Origin of the sequence: Streptomyces sp. NPDC091371 (genome assembly GCF_040684275.1) — a bacterium.
GTDB lineage: Bacteria > Actinomycetota > Actinomycetes > Streptomycetales > Streptomycetaceae > Streptomyces.
On record NZ_JBFBFP010000004.1, the window covers coordinates 85,522 to 106,061 of the forward strand.

The following is a 20,540-nucleotide window of genomic DNA, read 5'->3' on the forward strand; positions in this document are numbered from 1 at the left end:
TCTGCCCGGGCCCCGGGCCCCGGATCCGGCGCCGGCCCCGGCCCCGGCTGCGGCGCGTCACCCGGAGCCCGTGCGCGCGCGTCCCTGGATACGGCTCCGGTTTCACTACCGTGGAGACATGACGCGCACTCAGGAGCACACCCCGAGACGTCAGATCCCGGGCTGGGCCCCCTGGCTCTGCTGGGGCGGCCTGGTCGTCGGCCTCACCCTGATGCTGGTCTACCTGCTGGCCCCGCCCATGGACAAACCCGGCGGGAGGGCGGAGGTGCGGCTGCAGTTCGCCGCGGGCCAGGACCTCCCGACCCGTCAGACCGTACTGGACATCATCGGCGGCAGCACCGGCGACAGGATCAGGCTCTTCAAGGACGGGCTGCTCCTCGACTGGCTGCTGTTCATCCCGGGGTACACGCTGGCGCTGGCCTCCGTGCTCGGCTTCGGCACCCTGTACCTCTACCGCAGGGCCTCCCGCCTGTGGGCCCGCCGCGCCCTTGCCCTCACCGCCGTGCCGCTGGTGGCGGACTGCGCGGAGAACCTCTTCCTCCACCTGGGCCTCGACCGGCTCGACAGCGGGCCGGAATGGGCCTTCACCTGGGCCTCCTACTGCGCCCAGGTGAAGTGGACGGTCGTCGTCCCGCTGATCGCCGCGGCCCTGTGGGCGGGCCTCACCCTGGCCTTCCGCCGGCTGCTGCCCACCAAGGCCGCGGTGGAGGGAGCGCAGCCTCCGCATCCGCGTGCCGTCGTACGCAGCGCCCACAAACTGGCCGACGGGTCCGAGAGCTGGTGGGACGACCCGGACGTGATCGCCCCGCCCGCGGCGCCGCACGCCTCCACTCCCCTGGCGGACTGGACGGCCCCGTACACGCCGCCCGCGCCGCACAGCGAAGGGCCGCCGGGGCCGAGGGACAGCGCGAAGGCCCGCTGGCACACCAGGGCGCTCCAACTGCCCGGCCGGGACCCGGCCGAGGTCGGCATCTGCGCGTCCGGCGGCGGGATCCGCTCCGCCTCGGTCGTCCTCGGCGCGCTCCAGGCGCTCCGGGACGCGGGCGTGGTCCAGAAGGCGCGCTATCTGGTGTCCGTCTCGGGCGGCGGCTTCACGGCGGGGGCGTTCCAGCTGGCGCTCACCCCCGAACAGCCCAAGGACAGCAGCGGGAAGCCGTTCGTGCGGGCCGATCTCGCCACGCCCGAGGACGTGTTCGCGCCCGGCAGCCCCGAGGAGGACCACGTCCGCCGGCACGCGAAGTACCTCGCGGACAGTCCCAGGGAGCGGCTGCAGGCGGCGGGGACCGTGCTGCGCGGCATGGTCGTCTCCCTCGGCATGCTGGCGCTGATGTTCACGGTGGCGGGCATGTACCTGCACGCCTTCTACGCGCACGTCCCGCTGACCGACCTCGACGCCCTGCGGCGCCCCGGCGGCAAGGTACCGCGCCTGGAGCTGTACACGCACGTCCGCAATCCCGTGCTCGTCCTCATCGCGCTCGCCGGGGTGGTGACCCTGGTCACCACCCTCTTCCGGGCGTTCACCGGACGCTCCCGCCCGGCCTGGGTGCGGAGCACCATCAAGACGATCGTGGTGCTGGCCCTGGCGGTCGCCGCGTACACCATCGTCTTCCCCGCCGTGATCTGGTTCTTCGTATGGCTGTCCGAGGCGCAGAACCTCCTGCCCACGGGCGGCCAGGGCGTGACCCTGCTCGCCGCGCTCACGGCCGCGGCCACGTGGCTGGGGGCGCTGTACACCGCGGCCCACAAGTCGGTGAAGAAGCTCAAGCCGGACGGGGACACGGCGGGCATGTTCTCCAGGGGCGGCACCTCGATCACCGTCCAGAGCAGTACCGGCTGGGTGAAGGCGATCGTCTGCTGGCTGGTGCTGCTCCTGCTCGGCTTCTTCGGTCTCGCGCTGCTCGCCTGGGTCGCCGTGTACGCGGGCGAGTGGGACTGGCGGTGGAAGTGGGGGCTGCCCCTCGCCCTGCTCGTCCTGCCGTTCGTCATCGACCAGACCACCTTCAGCCTGCACCCCTTCTACCGGCAGCGGCTGGCGGGCGCCTTCGCCGTGCGGCGCGCGGTACTGAAGGACGGCTCAGTGGGGGGCCTCCCGTACGACTACAACGCCGAGCCGACCCATCTCAGCACCCATGCCCGGAAGGTGGACGGCTTCCCGCAGGTCATCTTCGCCGCCTCCGCCGCCGTCTCGCTGCGCAACCGCACCGCGCCCGGCCGGCCCGCCGTCCCGTTCACCTTCGCCTCCGACTACGTCGGCGGTCCCGACACCGGCTGGGTGCGGACCTCCACGCTGGAGGCGACGGCCCGGCCGCTGATCAGGCGCGACATCACGGTGCAGTCCGCCGTCGCGGTGTCCGGCGCGGCCTTCGCCTCCGCGATGGGCACGCAGACGATGTTCTTCGAGCGGCTGCTCGCGCTGTCCAACCTGCGTCTGGGCACCTGGGTGCCCAACCCCGCCTATCTCGCCGAACTGGCGAAGTACGGTCCCGACTGGACCATGCCCCGGCTGCCGCGGATGCGGCGGCTGCGCTACCAGTTGCAGGAGCTCGTGGGCCGGTACTCGGACACCAGCCCCATGCTGCTGTGCACCGACGGCGGGCACTTCGACAATCTCGGGCTGGTCGAGATGCTCCGGCTCCGCTGCCGGACGATCTACGTCATCGACTCCAGCGGGGACAGCCCGCCGTTGGCCACCACCCTCGCCCAAGCGGTGACGCTCGCGTACGAGGACCTCGGGGTGGTCATCGAGTTCCCGAAGGACGAGGTGCTCAAGCTGGTGCCGGGCAGTGCCGAACCGCTGGGGCCACCGGAAGGGATGGCGGCCCTCAACGCGCGGTTCTCCGCGAGCTGCGTGGTGACGGGCACCATCACGTACCCCGAGCCGGTCCTGTTCTCCCCCGGCGCTCCCCCCTCCCACCAGGGCACGATCATCTTCGCCAAGGCGAACCTGACCCCGGACATGTCCTACGAGCTGCTGAGCTACGCCCTCAGGGAGAAGGCCTTCCCCCGGCAGGCCACTTTCGACCAGTGGTTCGACCACGCCCAGTTCGACGCCTACCGGGCGCTCGGCCACTACCTCGGCACCGCGGCCGGAAAGGCCGGAAAGGCGGGGACGGGCGGGAAGCACGGGAGGCACGGAGCCGACTGACCGGTGTTCGGCGCCGGACATCGCCCGTCTGCCGCGCTGCGCACGACACCGCCCCGGAGGTAGGGCAACCTCGTGTGGAGTACACAGAAACCCCCTTCGCGAAGAGGCGCGCATGGACGAGGCCGAGCGGTACGAGCGATACGTCGGCGGCAGCCCGGAGGCCGAACGGCGGGTCTTCGAGCGACTCGCGGGTGACCTCCTGCGGGTGCAGCTCAAGGTGAAGAAGCGCAGCGGCTCCCCCGCTCTCGAACGGACCTTCCACGCCAAGGCGGTCCTCGGCGTGGAGAACGCCCGGCTGAGGTTCCGCGACGACCTCCCCGAGGACCTGCGGACGGGTTTCGCCCGGCCCGGGGCCGAGTACCCGGTCACGGTCCGGCTGTCCAACGCGAGCGGTGTCCGCCAGCCCGACTTCGCGCCCGATCTGCGCGGGGCGGCGCTGCGGGTCGAGGTGGGCTCCGACGAGACCCACGACCTGCTGATGACGAGCTTCCCGGTCTCCCATGCCCGCAACGCGGGTGAGTTCGTCGCCTTCGCGAAGGCCATGGCGGGTGCCGACTCGCGGCTCGCCAAGGGCTTCGCCCTGTTCGTCAAGCTGCCCCTGGCGGTCGGCTGGTCCACGGCCGGCCGCATGCGGCGCAACGTCGTCGCGGGGACCCGGCGCACGGTGTCCAGTCTGGCGCTGGAGACGTACTGGTCCCGCGGCGCGGTCCTGTGGGGCGGCGCGGGACCGGTGCGCTATCAGCTGCGGCCGGCCGCGGGCGCCCCGCCGGCCCCGGCGGTGCCGGGCACCGATCCCGATCACCTGCGCCACGAGCTGTCCCAGCGGCTGCGTCAGGCGGATGTCGTCTTCGAGCTCTGCGTGCAGCGCTACGCGGACGCCCGGCGCACGCCCATCGAGGACGGCGCGGCCGAGTGGCGGGAGGCGGACGCGCCCATCGTGCCGGTGGCCACGCTGACCGTCCCGCGCCAGGACATCCACACCGCCGAAGCGCGCGCCTGCGCGTCGCGGGTCGACCTGCTGGCCTTCAACCCGTGGCACACCACGGAGGGCTTCCGCCCCCTGGGCAACCTCAACCGCGCCCGCAAGCTCGCGTACGAGGCGAGCAGCGCCCACCGCCTGGGCCACCGCTTCGTGACCGTCGAGCCGCGGCGCAACGTGCTGCTCGGGGCGCCGCTGCGGGCCGCCTTCCGCACCGTGAACCGCTTCGTCCCCTGGCACCGGCTGCCCACCCCGCTCGGCCTGCTCAACCTCATGGCCTTCCGCCAAACGTTGCGCCGGCACAACCTCATCGACACCGAAGTCCACGAGGCGCCGCCCGAGGCCGGGCCGGTGGAGGCGCCGATCGACGCGGACCTGCTGGTCAGGCGCAGTTACGACGGCACGTACAACGACCTGTCGGCGCCGGCGATGGGGGCCGTCGGGGCGACCTTCGGCCGCACCATGCCCCCCGTGTACCGCCCGGACCGGTTCGACGCCCCCAATCCGGTCACCGTCAGCAGGGAACTGCTCCGGCGCGAGGCGTTCATCCCCGCGACGTCACTGAACGTCATCGCCGCCGCGTGGATCCAGTTCCAGGTGCACGACTGGGTCAAGCACAAGAGGCTCCCGGTCGGCACGAAGAGCGTCGAGGTGCCGCTGCCGCCCGGTGAGACCTGGCAGAACACGCCGGGCGGACCGCGGGAGAAGGTGATGCGCTTCGGTGAGGACGAGGCGGTGCGCGTACCCGGCGGGGAGCGGTCGCCGATCCTGTTCGCGAGCGGCGTCTCGCACTGGTGGGACGGTTCGGAGGTCTACGGCGGTGACCAGGCGGTCGCGAATTCGCTGCGCGAGCCCGGGGGCGGCGCCGGGCTCCGGCTGGAGGAGGGGCACCTGCCGAACGGCTCGAACGGTGTCCCGCTCACCGGATTCACGGACAACTGGTGGCTCGGCCTCAGCGCCATGCACACCCTGTTCGCCCGTGAGCACAACGCGGTGTGCGAGGCCCTGCGACGCGAGTACCCCCGCATGGACGAGGACCGGGTGTACCACACGGCGCGGCTGGTCGTCTCGGCCCTGATCGCGAAGATCCACACGGTCGAGTGGACCCCCGCGATCCTCGCCACCAAGACCCTCGACATCGGCATGAAGACCAACTGGCAGGGGCCGCCGAAGAACTGGCTCGACCAGCTGGGCGTCTGGCTGCTGGAGGCGAACGGGCAGCACGGCATCCCCAAGACCCTGCCCGACCACCACGGTGCCCCGTACTCCCTCACGGAGGAGTTCGTCACCGTCTACCGGATGCACCCCCTGATCCCCGACGACTACGAACTGGTCGACCACCGGTTCGGCCGCCCGCTCGACACCCTGACGTTCACCGACCTCCAGGGCGCGGCCGCGGAGCCCCTCATCCGCAAGACCGGCCTGGTGAACACCCTGTACTCGCTGGGCATCGCCCACCCGGGGGCGATCACCCTCCACAACTTCCCTCGTACGCTCCAGGCGTTCGAGCGGGACGGGGAGCTGATCGACCTCTCCGTGGTCGACCTGGTCCGAACCCGGCGCCGCGGCGTCCCGCGCTACAACGACTTCCGGGCCGGCCTGCACAAGCCGCGGATCCGGCGGTTCGAGGACCTCTCCTCCGATCCGCGGACGGTCGCACGGCTCCGGGACGTGTACCGCTCGGTGGACGACATCGACACCGTGGTGGGGCTCTTCGCCGAGAATCCGCCCACGGGCTTCGGGTTCAGCGACACCGCCTTCCGGGTCTTCATCCTGATGGCCAGCAGACGGCTGCAGAGCGACCGCTTCCTCACGGTCGACTTCCGGCCCGAGCTCTACACGCCCCTCGGCATGGACTGGATCGAACGCGGCAGCATGACGAGCGTCATCCTGCGGCACTGCCCCGAGCTGGCGGGCATCCTGCCGCGCGGCGCGAGCGCGTTCGCGCCCTGGCGTCCGGTCCAGCCCGAGCGCAACAACAGCGGCCCCGGCCGCGGCTGAGCGGGGAAGGCGCCATGTCCACACCCGACGGCACGGGCCACCCCGGCCTGGAAGCCCTCCTGTCCCGTCCGCTGTGGGAGACGGTCTTCAAGCGGCGCACCCACCGTGTCAGCCGGGGCGCGTCCGTGCCGGCCGGATCGATGAGCCACCGCTCCGCCCACCGGCCGCAGCCCCTGGGCGAGCTGGAGGAGGCGGTGCTCATCGCCCTCACCGGCTCCTCGGGGCTGACCATGCCCGACCGGCCCTTCGAGGACCCGCGCGATCACCAGCCCATCATGGCCAAGCCGAACCTGAACATGACGGGGCGGACGGCGGGGAGCCCGGACAACGCGCAGGCCACCCACTTCTTCATGATCAACGACAGTGGCACGTACTACCTGCGGAAACTGCCCCCGTCCCGGGACCACGCCTTCGACCCCGACACGCTGATCGACCGCGCGCGCATGTCGAAAGTGCGCGTACTGGACCACCGCCTGGACGTCGCCGAGGGCATGCGCGACTTCCCGGCGTACCTCGACTCCAACCGGTTCCTGTCCAACCTCCCGGGCACCACCCTGTTCCTGCCGGTGGTCGACCTCTCCCACCAGTACGTCAACGCGCTGATGTACCTGCTCACGCAGCCGGAGGGAGCCCGGCCCACGATCGTCGACGACCGCAACTTCTACCGCCCGGCCGGAGTGCGGAAATGGCTGAAGAACGGCTTCCTCAACCCGGACGTCAAACTGCCGCTGGGTGCCCTGGGGCCGATGCGCACGCAGGTCGAAGCCGACCTGCTGCTGCAGAACATGATGCTGGTCGCGGACGCCATGGGACTCGGCGCCTGGATCCACGCGACGATCAGCCCCCAGATCATGCTGGGCGACCCGAAGTTCTCGCGCGCCTACGGCCGGATGCTGGGCTTCGACTTCGTCACGCCGAAGTTCCGCCCCGCCGACGTCCTGCGCTGGCAGGTGCCGCTGCCCAAGTACGCGGGCCTGCGCGCCCACCCGGTGGGGCTGCGGGCCGGCGGCGAGCACCTCATCAAGGCGGCCTGCCCGCCCAACCACCCGTCGATGCAGGCCGCCGTCGACTCCGTCGTCCGCTCCAAGTTCGGGGAGCACGGCATCTACGCGGACAAGGAACTCTTCACCCGCATCTACAAGGACGACTACGCGCAGCGGTACCTCGCCGAGGCCGGTGAGTACGACCGGCAGGTGATCGAATGCGCGCGGGACGTCTGCGTGTACATCCACGAGACCCACGGACGGTTCCCGGCGCACACCGACGCCATCCACGTCCCCGGCATCTGGCTGCAGGCGCACCACGTCGAATCCGAGTACTACGACCGCTTCTTCCAGGGCGGCCTGACCGAGGCCCACCGCCGGCACGCCTCGCGCTGGGACGGATGAGGGAGACCCGATGAGAGTCTACGAAGCCATCGTCAAGGGGCTGGAAGGCGTCGGGGTGCGCGCGGCCTTCGGCGGTGCCGGGGAGAACGCGGCGGGTCTGATGCTGGCGCTGAAGCATTCGCGGCAGATCCGGCCGGTCATCACGCGGCACGAGCAGGCCGCGTCCTTCATGGCCTGCGGCTACGCCATGTACACGAACCGGCTGGGCTTCTGCTTCGCGACGGCCGGGCCGGGCGCGTTCAACCTGTTCTCGGGGCTGGCCGTGGCCATGTCCGACTCCTATCCGGTCCTCGCCGTCTCGGGGTACGCGAGCATGGAATGGCGTGGTTGGGGCTCGCTCAACGAGACGTCGGGGCTGAACCGCACGCCCGACTCCCAGGCGATGTTCGCGGCCACGACGAAGAAGTCCTTCCTCCTCACCGACATCGCCGAGACGTGCGACGTCCTGGAGGAAGCCGTCAACCTCGCGTTCGAGGGGAGGCCCGGGCCCGTGCACATCCACGTGCCCGAGAACCTGACCCACCGCGGCGTCGAGGTCACGAACTTCCGGCCGCTGAAGCTCGACGTGAAGCCGGTCCTGCCGGACCCGGCACGGGTGGCGGAGATCGCATCGGTCCTGGCGGACGCCCTGGCACGGGGGAAGCGGATCGTGGCGCTCGTCGGATTCGGTGCGGTACGGAGCGGGGCCGGACCGCAGATCGAGCGGCTGATCGAGCGGTTCCAGATCCCCCTGCTCACCACCCTGGACGGCAAGGGCATCGTCTCCGAGGGACACCCGCTCGCGGTCGGCGTCTTCGCCGACAGCGGCCACTCCAGCGCGTGGAAGGCCTTCCGCGAGGCCGACGTCGTGCTGTGCATCGGCAACTCCCTCAACCAGCACGCCACGTTCAACTACCGCGAGGACCTGTTCGAGGACAAGCTGCTCATCCATGTGAACATCTCCGAGGGCGAGTTCCAGAAGGCCTACCGGCCCGACCACACCCTGCTGTCCGACGCGCGTCCCGCGGTGGCCGCCCTGGTCGACGCGCTGGAGCGGATGGTCGGCGACGTACCGGCGGTCGAGGTCGACGGCCGGGACTACGAAGCCCGCAAGATCGTCCACCTGACGGGAAAGATCCATCCCGGCGAACTCGCCCAGTCGATCGGGCGCCTGCTGCCGCCCCGGGGTGTTCTGCTCGCGGACGCGGGCGCCCATCTGGCGTGGCTCGGGTACTACGTGGAGCTGGAACAGGGGCAGAACTTCCGCAAGGCCGGCTCCTTCGGGCCGATGGCCGGACACGTCAACGGGGCGATCGGCCTGAAGGTCGCCCACCCGGACCGGACCGTCGTCGTGGGCTGCGGCGACGGATGCTACTCGCTGTCCGGCTTCGAGCTGATGACCGCCGTCGAGCACGACATCCCCGTCATCTGGGTCATCTTCAACGACGGGGAGTTCAAGCTGATCAAACTCTTCCAGCTGGTCACGTACGCCGAATCCGCCCTCGTCGAGTTCAAGAACCCGGACTTCGCCGCGTACGCGCGCGCGTGCGGCGCCGACGGGTACCGGGTGGAGACGCTGGAGGAGTTCGAGGACGCGTTCCGCGCGGCCCTGGCGTCGGGCCGGCCCACGGTCATCGACGCCGCGATCACGCGATGGGCGGTGCCGCACTACAGCCCGTCGCCTGACGGCGTGATCGACGGGCTCGTCGAGACCCTCGAGGAACGCTTCCGGTCGTGAGGAACGAGGGCCCTGCCGGCCTGGTCGGATGCGCGACCCGCTCAGCGGGCGGCCGGGCCCGCGCGGTGCGCGCGGGCGGCGTGGACGTCGAGCACGGTCCGGAACTGCTCGCGCGCCTCGCGGACGCGTCCCGCCGCCACGTAGGCGCGGCCCAGCCGACTGCGGATGTCCATCTCCAGCCAGTCGTACCCGGGTTCGGTGAGCGGGGACAGCAAGCGATGCTGCAGCAGGGCCTGGTGGTGGAGGGCGATGGCGGCGCCCGGATCCCCCTCGTCCTGGTGTGCCGTGCCCAGCCGGGTCAGGCTGCGGGCGCAGAGGAAGACGTCCCCGCCCTGCGCGACCAGGTCGACCGCCTCGCGGAGCAGGCGTTTGGCCTCCCCGGAGCGGCCGAGGCGCAGGTGGATGTCGGCGGCGCAGCTCAGGACCCTGCCGGACATGCGGGGGCGGCCGGACGCCTCGGCGTGGGTGCGGGCCTCGGCGAACGAGGCCAGGGCCTCGTCGTTGCGTCGTTCGTACTGGTGGACGAGGCCCTGGATGACGAAGGCCATCGCGGCGACCCAGTCGTTGAGCGGCCGCCGGGCCGGGCCGGTCGCCTCGGTGACGTGGGAGAGCGCCCGGCCGCCGTCGCCCAGGCTGATGTAGAGGGCGCCGAATCCGGTCAGGGTGCGGGATTCCTCATACGGGTCGGGCCGCAGCCGGCCGAGGGCCAGCGCCTCGGTGAACAGGGCGCGGGCCCGGGTGTACCGGCGCTGGTGCAGGGAGGTGTAGCCCAGGCAGTTCCGCAGGGCGAGGGCCATGCGCCGGTCGGTGGCCCCGTCCACCTGCGCGAGGGCGGTCTCCAGCGCGGTCTGGCTCTCGTGGTAGCGGCCCTGCCGTACGAAGTAGTCGCACAGCGCCTCGGCGATCCAGCAGGCGTAGTCGGCTTCGCCGAGGGCCGCGGCGTGTCCGACGACGTCGGCGAGTTCTCCGCCGGCCGCGTCCAGCCAGGCCTCCGCCTCCCGCCAGTCCGCGAACGCCCCGCCGATGGGCCCGGGGCCGGTGGTGAAGGCGCCGGCTCCCCAGTCGCTGGTGGCCCGGGCGGCGTCGAGGTAGAGGCGCAGCGCGGCCGTGCGGGCGGTGGCGGCCTCCTCCGGCGCGGCCTCCGCGACGCGTCGTGCGTGCACGCGGACCAGGTCGTGGAGGCGGTAGCGGCCCGGACGCGGCTGCTGGAGGAGGCTCGTGTCGACCAGGCTCTCCAGGACGCGCTCGGTGTCGTGGGGCGGCCATCCGAGCATGGCCGCCGGCGTCAGTACGTCGAACTCGACCGTCGGTGCCAGGCCCAGGCCGCGGAATCCGCGCCGCTGCTCGGGGGTGAGCTGGTCGTAGGACAGCCGGAAGGCCGCTTCCACGCTGCGGTCCCCCACGCTGAGCTCGCCGAGCAGGCGGTCGTCGTCCGCCATGCGGCCCACCAGGTACCCGACCGTCCAACTGCCCCGGTTCTGGAGGCGTGACCCGGCGATGCGCAAGGCCAGCGGCAGCCCGTCGCACAGCCCGACGAGCCGGTCCGTCGCCTCCGGCTCCCTGCTCGCGCGCTCGTCTCCGATGAGGTGCGTGAGCAGGGACACGGCGTCGCCGGCCGCCAGGGGCTCCAGGGTGACGCGCCGGTCGGCGTCCAGTTCGCCGAGCCTGCGCCGGCCGGCCACGAGCACCGTGCTTCCCGCCCCCGCCGGCAGCAACGGCCGCACCTGGTCGGCGTCCAGGGCGTCGTCCAGTACGAGGAGGAGCCGCAGCGGGCTGGTCGCCGCGCGCCAGGCGGCGGTGAGTTCCTCGAGGTCGCTCGGCAGCTCGCCGTGGGCCGCGCCGAGGGAGCGCAGCAGGCGCTGGAGGGCCTGCTCGGGCGTCTGCCGCCGGCCCGTGCTGTGCGCGCGCAGGTCCACGAACAGGCAGCCGTCCGGGTAGTGGGCGCTGAGCTCGCGGGCCGCGCGGACGACGAGCGCCGTCTTGCCGACCCCGGCCGTCCCGTCCACCGTCACGATCGATACGGAGCCGGGCGCCGACGGGGCGGTCAGCCGCGCCAGTTCGTCCTCCCGGCCGATCAGCCGGCCGGCGTCGCCCGGCAGGTCGTTGACGGCGCGCCGGGGGCCGAGCTGCCCGGCCGGGGCGGGAGCCGGGGACGGGGGCGGGGGCGGGGGCGGGGGTGCGGCTGACGGGAGTGCGGCGGACGGCGGTGCCGGCGGGCGCGGGAGGCGTACGCCTTCCCCGCGGAGCACCGCCTGGTGCGCCCGCCGGAGTTCCTCACCTGGATCGACGCCCAGTTCGCGCTTGAGGCGCCTGCGCAGGTCCTCGTACACGTTCAGCGCCTCGGCCTGGCGGTCGCAGCCGTGCAGGGCGCGCATGCGGAGCACGGCCAGCGGTTCGTCGGTGGGAGCGGCCGCGGACAGGGCGGCGAGCTCGTCCAGGGTTTCGGTGAACCGGCCGAGCAGGACCAGGCATGCGAGCCGGTCCCGCCGCACCGCGCGCAGCCGCTCCAGGAGCCGCTGCCGCTCGGCGTCGGCGTACGGTCCGGGCAGGCCGGCGAGGGGCTCGCCGTCGAACAGGGCGAGCGCGGCGGACAGCCGGTCCGCGGCGGTGGCCGGATCGCCGGACGCCTTCGCGCGACGGGCGGCGGAGGCCAGCTCGGCCAGGTCGTCGACGTCGGTCCGGGCCGTGCCGGCGGCGAAGCGGTACCCGCCCTGCTCCCCGCGGATCACCGAATCCGCCGGCGCGGTGCCCTCCTCGTCGAGTCTGCGGCGCAGCGCGTAGACGTAGCTTGGCAGGACCTTGGGGCCGGAGCCCGGTGGATTGTCCCCCCACACCCCGTCGAGCAACTGCTCGCGGCTCACCAGGAGTCCGGGGCGCAGCACCAGCGCGGCCAGGACGGCCTGTTGCCGGACGGGCCCGAGAGCGAGGCGCGTACCGTCGCGCCAGGCCCGTACGGTGCCGAGCACGGCGAGCCGCAGCCGCCGACGAGATCCCGCCCCCACGCCCAAAGCCTCCGCCCGCCCCGCCCCGCCTCATGCCCCACATCATCAGAACTTCATCGACATTGCATCGCCTTCCGCGAAGGTTTCGCAAGCGCGGCGGCCGTTCGAGGGGGCGGCCGCCGCCATGACCGGGGAAGGAGCACGAACATGACCGTCATCGACGGGTCTCTCACGATGCTGCTCAAGGCGCGGGGACTCTTCCTCACGCGGGAGGAGAGCGATGCCGCCGGGATCGTGTACGTCTGCCTGGACGACGGGCTCCCGGGCGGGTATCCGGTCGGCTACGTCGTCCCGTCCCGTGCGGGGAGCTGGTTCGCGTACGCCCGGGCCCGGGCCGGCCGCGTCTTCGCCTGCGACCAGGTGGACGCGGGCCTGTCGGGCATCGAAGCGGCCGTACGCGCCGTCCTGGACCACGCGCGCTACGGGGACGTCCTGTACGCCCTGGCACGGGATTCCGGCGCGGAGGTCTCGTACACCGCCGAGCTGCGCCGGGACCACGCCACCTGGCTCGCCTCGCTGCCCGCGCCGAACGGCATCACCCACCTCGGCGGCGGCCGGGTCCGCCTGACCGGCCCGGCCGTCGCGTACCTGCGCGGCCTCCCGGAACGCCGCGGCTGCCACGTGGACGCGGAGGATCGCCTCTGGCTGGCGGGAGAGCCGTACCGGCTGGTCCGCGAGACCCGGTAGGCCCGCCGGGAGCCGCCCCTCAGGGGGCCGTGTCGTCCTCCGCGCTCGCGTCCTCTGCCCCCGCCGGGGCCACGGGCGGGGGCGCCGCGCCGGTCGCGCTCGCGGGCGGGTGGGTGCGGAGGTATCCGACCACCGTGTTGCCCACGGCCACGAGCGGGACCGCCACGACGGCCCCGCCGATGCCCGCGACGGCGCCGCCCGTGGTCACGGCCAGGACGACGGCCAGCGGGTGGATGCGCACGGCCCGGCCCAGGATGAACGGCTGCAGGAGGTGTCCTTCGATCTGCTGCACCACGAGGACGACCATCAACGCCATCAGTGCGGTGAAGACGCCCTCGGTGACGAGCGCGACGACGACCGCCAGCGCGCCGGAGACGACGGCGCCGATCAGGGGCACGAAGGACGCCAGGAAGATCACCACGCCGATGGGGACGGCGAGCGGTACCCCGAGGAAGTAGATGCCGATGCCGATGAAGACCGCGTCGATCAGCGCGACGATCATGGTGCCGCGGACGTAGGCGGTGAGCGTGCGCCAGGCGCGCGGGCCGGCGCCCGCGACCCCGGGGCGGGCGGCCTCGGGGACCAGCCTGAGGGTCCACCGCCAGATGCGCTCGCCGTCGTACAGCAGGAACAGGGTGCAGAACATCGCCACCAGCAGACCTGTGATCACCTCCACCAGCACCGTCACGCCTTGCAGGCCGGTGGACGTGATCTCGCTCGTACTGGTGCCGATGCTGTCGCTCAACGTGTCGGCGATGTCGTTGATCTGCTGCTCGGTGACGTGGAGCGGGCTGTTGATCAGCCACTGTTTGAGTTCCTCGATGCCCTCCTGAACGCGTTCGGAGAGGTTGCCGAGGTTGTCGAGCACTTGCCAGACGATGAACCATCCGACCAAGCCGAGGATCACGAATCCGCAGGTTGCGGTCAGTGCTGTCGCCGCGCCCCGGGCGAGGCCGCGCCGGTGCAGCCGGGCGACCGTGGGCTCCAGCAGCGCGGTGACCAGGAGTGCGACGACGAAGGCGAGCACGACCAGCCGTACCGCCCCGATGACCCGCATCAGCACCCAGACGGTGGCGGCGATCACCAGGAACCGCCAGCCGGCCTCCGCGGCCACCCTGACCCCCCAGGGCACCGCCGCGGCGGGATCCCTCAAGCCCGGGCTGCCGGGACCGCCGCCACCCGAAGGCGCGGTGCCCTCCCGTTCTTCGGCGTTCTCCGCGTCCCGTTCGGCCTGGAGCGCGGCCCTGCGCTCGCCGGCCCGCGCCGCCGCGTCCTTCAGTCGCCCGAGCCATCCACGCACGCCGGACCTCCGTCTGTCCTACGATCCGCGCATGGAACGCGCGGAGGTTCTCAAGCGAGTGATCGGCATTCTCACCGAGGCACAGGAGATCCGCCGGATGGCCGAAGCCGGGGAGGAGCAGGACAACGGGGCGACCTCCGGAGTGGTGACCCAGCTCCTGAACGAGATGCTGCCGTCGATCAGTGTTCCGGCCGACGCGACGCCGCAGGAGGTGGCCGGGCTGGTCGCCGAGGCGCTCGGCCCGGCCCTGCACACGATGGTCTCCGGGTTCAGCCTGGCGTTCACCAGCCTCGCCATGGCGCACGACGCGGGCCGCACGGACATCTCGGCCATGGAGGTCCTTCAGGAACTCGCCCTCGAGATCGAGGCGGGAACCTTCGACGAAGGAGACTGAGCGGGCCCGCCTTCTTCACTCGTCCCGCGGGCTCACCCAGCGCGTCCCCTCTCCGGACGGCTTGCCGCTCGGCTTCTCGGGCTGCTGCGGGCGGTCGAGGCGGCTGGCCTCGTCCGTGTCGGCGGCGGCCGTCTTCCCGGTGTCGTGGCGATCGCCGCGCGGTGTGCGGTGCCGGGCCTGCGGCCCGTCGTGGTGCAGCGGTACTCCTCCTGCTCCGCCCTGCTCGTCCATGGCGCTCCTCCTCGCTCCCGTCGCGGGCCCCCGCGTGGCGGCTGCCCGGCTCTCGTCCGCCGAAACCCCGGGCAGCCGGTCGGGTGGGGAGCGGCTCACAGCATGACGTGCTTGGCCTGCGTGTAGTCCAGGAGGCCGGACAGGGAGAGGTCGCTGCCGTAGCCGGAGTGTTTGACTCCGCCGTGGGGCATCTCGGAGACCGTGGTGCCGTGCGTGTTCACCCAGACGATGCCGGTGCGCAGGGCGCGGGTGGCGCGCATGGCACGGTCGTGGTCGGTGGTCCACACGCTGGCAGCCAGGCCGAAGCGCACGGCGTCGGCGAGGTGCAGGGCCTCGGTCTCGTCGGTGAAGGGCTGGACGGTGACGACGGGGCCGAAGACCTCCTCCTGGACGATCTCGTCGTCCTGCCGGACGCCCGCGACCACGGTCGGCTCGTGGAAGTAGCCGGGGCGCGGGAGACGGCTGCCGCCCGTGACGATCTCGGCGTGGGGTGGCAGGTGGTCCAGCATGGCCTGGACCGAGGCGAGTTGGGCCGCGTTGTTGAGGGGGCCGAAGTCGGTGCCGGCGCGGAGCTTGGCCGCCTCGGCGGCGAAGGCCGCGAGGAACGCGTCGTGGATCCGGTGGTGCACCAGGAGCCGGGTGGGCGCCGTGCAGTCCTGCCCGGCGTTGTAGTAGGCGACCGCGGCGAGGGCGGCGGCTGTGGCTGCCACGTCGGCGTCCTCGTGGATGAGGACGGGGGCGTTGCCTCCGAGCTCGAGGTGGACCCGCTGGAGGCGGGCCGCGGCGGCCGCCGCGATCTCCTGGCCGGCGCGGACGCTGCCGGTGACGGCGATCAGGGCGACCGCCGGGTGGGCGGTGAGGGCGCGGCCGGTGTCGCGGTCGCCGCAGACGACGTTGAGCACGCCCGGCGGCAGGTGCTCGGCCGCGAGCCGGGCCAGCAGCACGGCGGAGGAGGGGGTGGTGTCGGCGGGTTTGAGCACGGTGGTGTTCCCGGCGGCGATGGCCGGCGCGATCTTCCACGCGGCCATCATCAGCGGGTAGTTCCAGGGGGTGATCTGGGCGCAGACGCCGACCGGTTCGCGGCGCAGCAGGGAGGTGCGGCCCTCGGTGTACTCGGCCGCCGCGGCGCCCGGGAGGTTGCGGGCGGCTCCGGCGAAGTAGCGGACGGTGTCGACGATCGCGGGCAGTTCCTCGTGGGTGAACTGGTCGGCGGGTTTGCCGGTGTCGGCGGTTTCGGCGGCCGTGAAGGCCTCCGCGTGCGCCTCGATGGCGTCGGCGATGCCGAGCAGGGCGCGCTGCCGGGCCGCCGGGGTGGTGGTGGACCAGTGTGCGTACGCCGCTGACGCCGCGGCGCAGGCCGCGTCCGTGTCGGCGGGGCCGGAGCGCGGGGCGTGGCCGTGCACGCGGCCGGTGGCGGGGTCGGTGAGGGCGGTGGTCGCGCCCGAGGCGGCGGGGCGGTCCGCTCCCCCGATGTGGTTGAGCAGGGCGTCAGCCACGGCGCAGCGCCTCCTTCGCGGCGTCGCGTCCGGTGCGTACGGCGCCTTCCATGTAGCCGGCTACCCACTGGTCGGAGCCGCAGACGTAGAAGGGGGGTTCGTGGGTGCCGTGCAGGGGGCCGACGGCCATGACGTCGCCGGGGGTCCACTGGGTGACGTAGCCCTGCGTCCACGGGTCGGTGCCCCACATCCGGACGTACGCGGCCAGCGGGTGGCGGGCTTCGTCGCCGTAGAGGCGGGCGATGTCGGCCAGCAGTTCGGCGGTGCGCAGGGAGGCGGGGGTACCGAGCAGGACTCCGTAGCGTTCGGGCGGGACGAGGGCGGAGAGGATGCCTTCGCTCTGCGGCCAGGTGCTGCCGAGCAGCCCTTCGCATTCGGACAGGCCGCTGAGGCCGCGGTCGCGCCAGAAGGGCCGGTCGTAGGCGGCGGTGAACTTGGCGGCGAGGGCGTGGCGTTGGCGGTGCAGGGAGGCGAGGCGTTCGTCGGAGACCCCGGTGACGGCGACCGAGCGGAGCGGGCCGGCCGGGAGGGCGCTGAGCACGGCGGCTGCGGTCAGGGATTCGCCGCCGGCCAGGCGTACCGAGCAGGGGCCGGGCCGTCGGATCGCGACCGCTTCGACGGGTGAGCCGGTACGGATCCGCCCGCCGAGGGACTCGGCCATGCGCAGCGCCACGGTCGCGGAGCCCTCGGCGACCCGCAGGCCCTCCCAGGCCTCGTACTCGTAGTGGCCGGTGCCGGGTACGGCGGCGTGCTTGCGGAGGGCGGCGAGCAGGGAGGTCCGTTCGCAGGAGCCGTCGGCGAGGGCGAGCTGGCCGATCTCCCAGAGGCGTACGACGGCACTGGTGGCGCCCTGCGAGCGGAGCCAGTCGCCGACGGACAGTCCGTCGAGCCGCGCGGCCTCGGGGTGGGACCAGGGGTCGGCCGGGTCGACGGTGCCCGCGAGCGCCGCGAAGGCGGCGGTGACCTTGGCGTGGCAGGCGTCGTCGCCGGGGCCGAACCAGTGGGGCAGGTCCCCGGCACAGACCCCTTCGGGGGTGGCGCGGGTGAGGGCGCCGGGCTCGGCGACGTAGCTGGGGACCAGGGTGAGTCCCAGTTCCGCGGCCAGGGCGGTGTAGGCGGTGTGGGCCCGGCCCACCACCTCGCCGCCGAGCTGCACCAGCCGGCCGTCGGGGAGGGTGGTCTGTTCGACGCGTCCGCCGACCCGGTCCCGGGCCTCGACGACGAGGACGTCGGCTCCGCCGGCGGCCAGGTCGCGCGCGGCGGCGAGACCGGCCAGTCCGGCGCCGAGCACGATGACGTCGTGGTTCATGGGGGTGTCCTCCGGTCAGGCGTCGGCGTGGTCGAGGACCAGGCAGTGTTCGGGCTTCCAGCCGATCTCGACCCGCTCGCCGCCGCTCCAGCGGTCCTCCATGCGGGAGCGGACGGTGTTCTGTTCCAGTACGGACACCGTGACGCCGGGGGCCAGTTCGATGAGGTAGGTGGTGGTCGGGCCGCAGTAGACGGTCTCCCGGACGACTCCGCCGACGTGGGCCATGCCCGGTTCGAGGTCGGAGAGCCAGATCTTCTCGGGGCGGATGGAGAGGCTCACGCGGCTGCCGTCGGGAACTCCGGGGCGGGGGCCGACGGGCAGGGCGGGACCCTGGTCGAGGACGACCCGGCCGGAGCGGTAGGTGCCGGGGACGAGGTTGGAGGTGCCCATGAAGGAGGCGACGAAGCTGCTCGTCGGCCGCTCGTACACGTCCTCGGGCGTGCCGCACTGCTCGATGCGGCCCTCGTTCATGACGGCGAGGCGGTCCGACATGGTCAGCGCCTCGTCCTGGTCGTGGGTGACGAAGACGAAGGTGATGCCGACCTCGCGCTGGATCTGCTTGAGCTCGACCTGCATCCGCCGGCGCAGCTTGAGGTCCAGGGCGGCCAGCGGCTCGTCCAGCAGGAGGACCCCGGGCCGGTTGACCAGGGCGCGGGCGAGGGCGACGCGCTGGCGCTGGCCGCCGGAGAGCGTGGGCGGTTTGCGGCCGGCCAGTCCTCCGAGCTGGACGAGGTCGAGCATGTCGGTGACGCGCTCGCGTATCTCGGCCCGGGGGACGCCCTTGCGTTTGAGGCCGAAGGCGACGTTGTCGGCGAGGGAGAGGTGGTCGAAGAGGGCGTAGCTCTGGAAGACGGTGTTGACGTTGCGCTTGTTGGGCGGGAGGCCGGTGACGTCCTGGCCGTCGAGCAGGACGCTGCCTTCGGTGGGGTCGGCGAAGCCGCCGGTCATCCGCAGCAGGGTGGTCTTGCCGCAGCCGGAGGGGCCGAGGAGGGAGAAGAACTCGCCTGCGGCTATGTCGAGTTCGACGTCGTGCACGGCGTAGGTGCCGTCCGCACCGGGGTACTGCTTGCTCACGTGGTCGAGCCGGACGGCGGGGGTCGGGTGCACGGGTGTCGGGTGCATGGGGATCACTTCCCGGAGAGCAGGTCGAGGCCGCCTCGGCGCCCGAACAGGCGCGGGATGGCGAGTGCGAGGACGATCAGGCCGATGGATCCGGCGAGCATCAGGGTGCCGACGGCGTTGATGGTGGGCTGGACGCCGAACCTGATGGCCGAGTAGATGCGGACGGACAGCGGCTGCGGGTCGACGCCGGTGGTGAAGTAGGCGAGGACGAAGTCGTCGAAGACCAGGGCGAAGATCAGCACCCCGGAGGCGAGGATGCTGGGGAGCAGCGCGGGCAGGGTCACCAGGAAGAGCGCCTGCCGGCGGGTGGCGCCGAGGTCCATCGCGGCCTCCTCGACCTCGGCGTTGAGGGCGGCGATCCGCGAGCGCAGGATGACCGTCACGTAGGAGACGGAGAAGGTGATCTCGGCGAGCATCACGGTGGTGGTGGACAGGGTGATGCCGAGGCCCTTGAAGAGCATCATCGAGGCGACGCCCGTGACGATCTCCGGCGTGATCAGCGGGACCAGCATGACGAGTCCCGCGAAGGATCCGAGGCGGCCGCGGCTGCGGACCAGGCCGAGGGCCAGGGCCACGCCGAGGAGAAGCGAGCCGGCCATGGCGACCAGGGACACCCGCAGGCTCATGCCGAGCGAGTCGATCAGGGCGTCGTCGTGGAGGAACGCCGTGTACCAGCGCAGGCTGAGGCCGTCGAAGACGGTGAGGGACTTCTGGGAGTTGAAGGAGAACAGGACGACCACGCCGACGGGGAGGTAGAGCAGCGCGAAGAAGATCGCGGTGACGGCGATGGCGAAACGGGGGCGGCGGCCGGCGGCTCCGCGGCGCGGGCGCCGGGTCATCGGGCCGCCTCCGCCTCGTCCTTGCGGGTGCGGCGCAGGTAGCCGAGCATGCCGAGCAGCAGGACCGCCATCAGCAGCATGGTCAGGGCGGAGCCGAGCGGCCAGTTCTGGCCCTGGAAGAACTTGTCCTGGATCAGGTTGCCGATCATGATCTGGTCGGGGCCTCCCATGAGCTGTGCGCTGACGAAGTCGCCCATGGCGGGCAGGAAGACGAGGACGCAGCCGGCGGCCGCGCCCTGCCGGGTGGCGGGGACGGTGACGAAGAAGAAGGTGCGCAGGGGGCCGCCGTAGAGGTCGCGGCCGGCTTCGATGAGTGCGGTGTCCATGCGTTCCATGGCCGCGTACAGCGGGATGATCATGAAGACGACGAAGCCGTAGACGAGTCCGGCGATGACGCCCGGGCCGGTCTGGAGGATCTTGGTGCCGTCGTCGGCGAGGCCGAGGTCGCGCAGGGCCCCGAGCAGCGGCCCGTCGTCGGAGAGGACGACCGACCAGCCGTACATCCGTACCAGGTAGTTGGCGAAGAACGGTACGACGATCGCGGCGATCAGCAGGTTCTTGAAGCGGCCGCCGTGCAGCGCGATGGCGTAGGCGACCGGGTAGGCCACGGCCAGGCAGATGAGGCAGGTGATCAGCGCGTAGCCGAGGGAGCGCAGCAGGACCGTGCGGTAGGCCGGTTCGGCCAGTGCGGCAAAGTTGTCGGGGTTGAACCCGAAGCGCGGGTTTCCGAGCGGGTCGGTGGTGCCGAACGCGAGGGTGGCGACGAGGAGGAGGGAGGCGAGGAGGAATCCGGTCATCCAGAGCGTGCCGGGGAGCATGAGCCGGGTCCACAGCCGCGCCTCCGCGCGGGCCGGTCCGCCGCGCGCCTCCCCGCCGGCCCGTCCGCCGCGCGGCGGACGGGCCGTTGCCGATCGGGTGCGTGGTGCCATG

The 20,540-nt window shown here is 72.4% G+C and carries 14 protein-coding genes; 6 read left to right on the forward strand and 8 right to left on the reverse strand.

Features of this window, described 5'->3' with window-relative positions; genetic code table 11:
* Nucleotides 1-118 precede the first annotated feature (118 nt).
* From AB0O21_RS07235 to AB0O21_RS07250, 4 genes are all read left to right on the forward strand, one after another.
* Entirely contained in the window at nt 119-3,145 is a 3,027-nt protein-coding gene (locus tag AB0O21_RS07235) for a hypothetical protein (protein ID WP_365167308.1), read from the forward strand.
* 112 nt (nt 3,146-3,257) lie between these two features.
* The gene (locus tag AB0O21_RS07240) at nt 3,258-6,125 is read left to right on the forward strand and encodes a peroxidase family protein (RefSeq protein WP_365167310.1); all 2,868 of its coding nucleotides are present in this window, start codon (nt 3,258-3,260) and stop codon (nt 6,123-6,125) included.
* 14 nt (nt 6,126-6,139) lie between these two features.
* The gene (locus AB0O21_RS07245; RefSeq protein WP_365167312.1) at nt 6,140-7,513 is read left to right on the forward strand and encodes a hypothetical protein; all 1,374 of its coding nucleotides are present in this window, start codon (nt 6,140-6,142) and stop codon (nt 7,511-7,513) included.
* 10 nt (nt 7,514-7,523) lie between these two features.
* The gene (locus AB0O21_RS07250) at nt 7,524-9,230 is read left to right on the forward strand and encodes a thiamine pyrophosphate-binding protein (RefSeq protein ID WP_365167314.1); all 1,707 of its coding nucleotides are present in this window, start codon (nt 7,524-7,526) and stop codon (nt 9,228-9,230) included.
* Nucleotides 9,231-9,271: 41 nt separating this feature from the next.
* Here AB0O21_RS07250 and AB0O21_RS07255 read toward each other — a convergent pair whose 3' ends face one another.
* Entirely contained in the window at nt 9,272-12,232 is a 2,961-nt protein-coding gene (locus AB0O21_RS07255) for a BTAD domain-containing putative transcriptional regulator (protein WP_365167316.1), read from the reverse strand.
* Nucleotides 12,233-12,379: 147 nt separating this feature from the next.
* On the opposite strand from AB0O21_RS07255, the gene AB0O21_RS07260 reads away from it, so the two are divergent.
* The gene (locus AB0O21_RS07260; protein ID WP_365167318.1) at nt 12,380-12,919 is read left to right on the forward strand and encodes a hypothetical protein; all 540 of its coding nucleotides are present in this window, start codon (nt 12,380-12,382) and stop codon (nt 12,917-12,919) included.
* Nucleotides 12,920-12,938: 19 nt separating this feature from the next.
* Here the strand turns inward: AB0O21_RS07260 and AB0O21_RS07265 are convergent, their stop codons facing one another.
* Nucleotides 12,939-14,219: an AI-2E family transporter gene (locus tag AB0O21_RS07265; protein ID WP_365167320.1), complete on the reverse strand. Its 1,281-nt coding sequence runs from the start codon at nt 14,217-14,219 to the stop codon at nt 12,939-12,941.
* Nucleotides 14,220-14,250: 31 nt separating this feature from the next.
* Between AB0O21_RS07265 and AB0O21_RS07270 the strand changes: the two genes are divergently transcribed.
* The gene (locus AB0O21_RS07270) at nt 14,251-14,613 is read left to right on the forward strand and encodes a hypothetical protein (RefSeq protein WP_365167323.1); all 363 of its coding nucleotides are present in this window, start codon (nt 14,251-14,253) and stop codon (nt 14,611-14,613) included.
* Nucleotides 14,614-14,628: 15 nt separating this feature from the next.
* Here the strand turns inward: AB0O21_RS07270 and AB0O21_RS07275 are convergent, their stop codons facing one another.
* The 6 genes from AB0O21_RS07275 to AB0O21_RS07300 form a co-directional block, all read right to left on the reverse strand.
* Complete coding sequence (locus AB0O21_RS07275; protein ID WP_365167325.1) at nt 14,629-14,844, reverse strand: hypothetical protein; 216 nt, start codon at nt 14,842-14,844, stop codon at nt 14,629-14,631.
* Between the two features lie 95 nt (nt 14,845-14,939).
* Nucleotides 14,940-16,340, reverse strand: coding sequence for an aminobutyraldehyde dehydrogenase (locus tag AB0O21_RS07280; protein ID WP_365167327.1), 1,401 nt, complete (start codon nt 16,338-16,340; stop codon nt 14,940-14,942).
* Nucleotides 16,333-17,649 (reverse strand): NAD(P)/FAD-dependent oxidoreductase, encoded by a 1,317-nt coding sequence (locus AB0O21_RS07285; protein WP_365167329.1) that lies wholly within the window; start codon nt 17,647-17,649, stop codon nt 16,333-16,335. The genes AB0O21_RS07280 and AB0O21_RS07285 overlap by 8 nt, the downstream gene beginning before the upstream one ends.
* 15 nt (nt 17,650-17,664) lie before the next feature.
* Nucleotides 17,665-18,771 (reverse strand): ABC transporter ATP-binding protein, encoded by a 1,107-nt coding sequence (locus AB0O21_RS07290; RefSeq protein WP_365167331.1) that lies wholly within the window; start codon nt 18,769-18,771, stop codon nt 17,665-17,667.
* Between the two features lie 5 nt (nt 18,772-18,776).
* A complete protein-coding gene (locus tag AB0O21_RS07295; protein WP_365167333.1) occupies nt 18,777-19,610 on the reverse strand; it encodes an ABC transporter permease in 834 nt (277 codons plus the stop codon).
* Entirely contained in the window at nt 19,607-20,539 is a 933-nt protein-coding gene (locus AB0O21_RS07300; RefSeq protein ID WP_365167334.1) for an ABC transporter permease, read from the reverse strand. The genes AB0O21_RS07295 and AB0O21_RS07300 overlap by 4 nt, the downstream gene beginning before the upstream one ends.
* Nucleotide 20,540 lies beyond the last annotated feature (1 nt).